The organism is Tsuneonella sp. HG222 (genome assembly GCF_053819185.1).
On the sequence record NZ_JBSOQZ010000004.1, the window covers coordinates 1 to 4,268 of the forward strand.

Annotated in this window: 2 protein-coding genes; both read right to left on the minus strand. The window is 55.3% G+C overall.

Translation table 11 applies throughout. The features are described 5' to 3' along the window. Positions 1 to 1,449, minus strand: a 1,449-nt coding sequence (locus ACWPMZ_RS16505) for a calcium-binding protein (protein ID WP_455705184.1), incomplete at its 3' end; no start/stop codon positions are given. A gap of 789 nt (positions 1,450 to 2,238) precedes the next feature. Further along, positions 2,239 to 3,684 carry a class I adenylate-forming enzyme family protein gene (locus ACWPMZ_RS16510; protein ID WP_455705185.1) on the minus strand — a complete coding sequence of 482 codons (1,446 nt, stop codon included), beginning with the start codon at positions 3,682 to 3,684 and terminating at the stop codon, positions 2,239 to 2,241. Positions 3,685 to 4,268 lie beyond the last annotated feature (584 nt).

Consider the following 4,268-nt stretch of genomic DNA (forward strand, 5'->3'; position numbering starts at 1 on the left):
ATCGGCACCCATCGCACCGTTGAGCCGGTTGTTGCCGTTGTCGCCGATGATGGTGTCATCGAACAACCCGCCGATGACGTTCTCGAACCCGGAGAACGTGTCGCCTTGGGCCGCGTTGTTGTAGCCCATGCCGGTCAAGAGGTTGACGAACACCGTGCCCGAGTTGTCCTCGAAGCTGAGGGTGTCGACGCCAGGCCCGCCGATCAGCACGTCCGCACCTAGACCGCCGATAATCGTGTCGTTGCCCGCGCCACCTTCAAGCCGGTTGACCCCGGTATCACCGATTAGGAAGTCGTTGAAAATCGAGCCGGTCACGTTCTCGATGCTCGTGTAGGTGTCGCCTTGAGCGTAATTCCCGCTGCCGACGCCCAGCGTGAGATTGACGAAGACGCCCCCACCATTGTCAGCATAGCTGGCAGTGTCGCTTCCTTCGCCGCCGTTTAAGGTGTCTGCGCCCGCTCCGCCAATCAGGACGTCGTCAAAAAGACCGGCGCGAAGATTATCATTTCCGGCAGATCCTAACAAACGGTCAGCGCTGTCCACCCCGTTTATCGTCACGATCACGTCGGCTGTGCCGCCACCTACCAGCGAATAGCTGAAGGTATCAACCAGCGCCGTGTTCGTCGCGCCCGAACCTTGTGCGGCCAAGTCACCAAACGTCGGCCCAGGGGTGTAAAGAATCTGCCCGTCCGTCGTGATCCGAACAGTGGCACCCGACGGAAGAACGTAATTCGTGCCCACCGCGGCAGCGTTTCGGGCAACAGCGCCAACCTGGAGAGTAGAGCCATAGCCATTGTCAGGACCCGCCCCGTTGTCGAGGAAAAGGTTCGCATTGACCTGCTGATTCTCGGCTATGGTGAAACGGTCGGTTACTGCCAGCGCTGGCGTGCGAACGATGTTCAGCTCGTAAGTGCCCTGCGAGGTGCCAAACTGTCCGGCTCCTACGAAATAATCGCCCTCCGCAGTAATCGTGTAGACAAGCAGCGAATCCAGTCCTGGACCGCCGTCGTCATTTTGACCCAGCAAGATCCCGCTCGAATTGTAGAGAAATACCTCCGGATCGGATTGGGAGACGCCGTTCTGCCGAATTTCATACTGACCTGGCGTCAGGTGAATCTTAAACCAGTCTTGGTCTCCGTTGAAGCCGATATCGCTGAAAACTGATGCGCCAAGCGAGATTGAAGCTGTCGAGCTAACGTTGCCCGGAATGTCGCTGTCGTAGGTAAGCGTGAACGCCAAGTCGCCGTAAGAACCAACCCCGCTAACACCGGAAAAATCTGGAGCACCCCCCGCAAGCTCATTATGGTTATAAAAAAAGAACCCATCCGCATAGTTGTCGTTGGAAGTAAAACTTCCACCACCCGCAGACAATGTTCCATAGGTGGAGTCAAGTAAAAATGCGTAAGTCGTTCCAACTGTGAGTCCAATATTTGGAAGCGAAAGATTCAAGGGGCCCGTTCCTGAAATCGTAAACAGTTCCGAAGTTCCCAAGACCGCACCAGGGTGACCGTCGACCCAAGTCACTATTGCGATTCGAAAGTCGCTGGTTCCATTGAAGGAGGCGACATTAAGCGAAATTTGCTGCAAAGTTGTCCCCGCAGCCACGAAAGTTTGGCCGTAATATCCTCCTGGACCATCCCCCAGCGAATTAATCGAGCTCTCGGCTATGCTATTGTCTGTAACGATTGGCATTAAGTTGCTCCCTATCTGTAACGAACGCACAAACTGTTGGCCGGTAGCGGACTTGCACGGTTAACAACCGATGTTTGGCGCGTGGCTAAGTTTGCGAACCCCTTCCGACTCGTCTGGTCGCGGTCTAAGGGTTAAGGGATTGATAGATTCTTGCAAGCAGTTTCAGCGAGGTACGATGAGTTGATGCCATCCGCGAAATGTTATCCGTCGCCGCGTCCGACCGCATGCTGTTTGTAATCGTTGTCCAAAAGCATTTCGGTTGCAGTGTCGTCGTTAACGCGACCAAATTTAATTCCGTTTATCCCCTCGACCGACGCTCGAATTAGACCGGCCATGCCTTGGCGGCCAATAACGCGAGTTTGCCTTGACGGTCTTCGATTTGGTCCAGACCCTAAGCGCAATACTCCGAAATCATGGAGGTTTGCGCGTCGCCTTCGACCACTACGAGGGATCATTTTCGACGAAAGACTCTGTATAAGAGTCTTAACCTCGGGCCCGAATAGCGTTTGTTATGTAAAGCAGTTTAGTGATTTGAAATATATTTTTTCACGCTCCTTGCGGCTCTATCTGACCGTTCTGTGCCGCTCGTCTCAAGGCCGCACGTTCGGTCTTTCCCATTGCGTTACGAGGTATCGCCTCTAGTCGGACAGGCTTGATATTCGGAAATGCCGGGATGACTCTAATGAATTCATCTTGTTTGACCTCAACTCTGGAGCGATAGGCAATCCAGAGTTCGCGGTGCCCCTTCCGGCTCAGTACCGAAAACGCCGCTGCATCTCTGACCTCCGCAATCGTCATAGCTAGGCTCTCGATGTCTGCGGCTAGCGCTTTACGCCCATCGATATTGATGATGTCATCGACACGGCCGGTGATTGCAAGCCGGCCTTCTTTGTCCAGGATCCCGAGATCACCCGGATGATACCATCCCGAACGAAAGTATCTGGAAGTCTCTTCAGGACTCTCCGAATATCCGGTGACCACATCTTCGCCCGCTATGCGAAGCTCCCCTTCTTCATCGGCACCGAGGACCGATCCGTCTACCGCAAGGACCTCCACCTTCATCCACGGCAATACCCTTCCGGCGTTCTCTCGGCTGTCCGAACCGGCCTCCCGGACGCCCTTTGTAACCAGGCCCGTTTCCGTTGTTCCATAGCTTGTTATGATGTCACTAGTGAGTTGGCTCTCGAGGCGCGCGCGGAGAGTGGCCGAAGGGGTTGCCCCACCGCAAAAGATTGTGAGCGCTTCGGGGCGCTGCATTTGGTCCGGCAGCTGGTCGAGAATGCGCTCGAGATGTATCGGTGCCGCGACGATGTTGTTTATGTTACCCGCGCTGATTTCCCCTGCTCTTTCATGATCGCGCGAGAACATTACCGTCCCCTCAACCAGCCACGTCTGTAACGCGGCGAGGATGCCTCCGATCGATTGGTAGGGAAGCAAACACTCCAGACGCGCAAGCGGGCGCAGAAACTCCGCGTCCCGGGCGTGCAAAGTCCGGAGGTCGAGGAGGCCGCGAGTAAGCATGACCTTTTTGGGCCGGCCGGTGGTGCCGGAGGAGCGGATGATGCAGATCGAGTCTTCTTCACGTCTCTTACGCCGAGGCAGTGGCTGCGCGCGGAGAGCTTGCAAGACGACCCGGAATTCGTTCGTAATTTTCAGCCATCGCAAACCATCTAATTTGGGTTTGGGCTCACTCGAAAAAACGATATCTGCGCCCGACCAACGGATATAGGTCTCGTCGATTGCCGTTGCGCAGGACTCCGGAACGATGACGATTCCATGCGCCTCCAGCGCAAAGAAGAAGACCCAGTGAAAGTAGGGGTCGGAAAGCTGCAGGATCGCGCGCGCATGCTGACCGATCCTTTGCCTTCCCAACCAAGCGGCGCAACTGCTGATGTCCTCGGACATTTGCCGATAAGTCAGCAACCGGCGTTTGCCGATCGAGAATGCCAGCGACCCTGGCATTCTAGAATCGGTAATTAAATGCTCGAACATCCAGCTCTCAATATATCATTCGGACGAAGGGACAGTTTTTATAGCAGGCATTTGTGCTTGCCAACCGCAGCCTGCGTGGTTGAGATTGGACAATCAAGGAACCGCACGGCAGAAAATTGTCGTTCCAGTCACCCCAATTGGGACACTCAACTAGGCAGAAAACGACAAGATGGCGTTCGCGCACTTCCCTGCCCTTGGAGCCATGTGGTACACTGGTCGTGACTTGGTCCAAGGGAAGTCATGTGCGCTACAAGCGTTGCCGCGATCGTCGGTTGATTTTCTCGTGGGACGCGCATCGCTCGCCGCAGAGTCAAAAGCATTCAGAGAATTCGAATCGAGGGGAGATTCGCGGCGATCTCGCTCTCGCCGACTAATCCCACCAAGTTGACACAACTGATGGGTTACATGATCAAGTGTGCGGTCAGGCAAGCGCACGTTGAAAACTCAGCGCTTCGAGGCAAAAAGGGGCCGCCCTAGGGGCGGCCCTTCGGTGTTCGCTAACTGCGTTCCGCTTAGACGATGATGAAGTCGGTTGCGGCGATCGCATTGTGGTTGGGCAGGGTGGCCATAAGGACTTGTGCCCT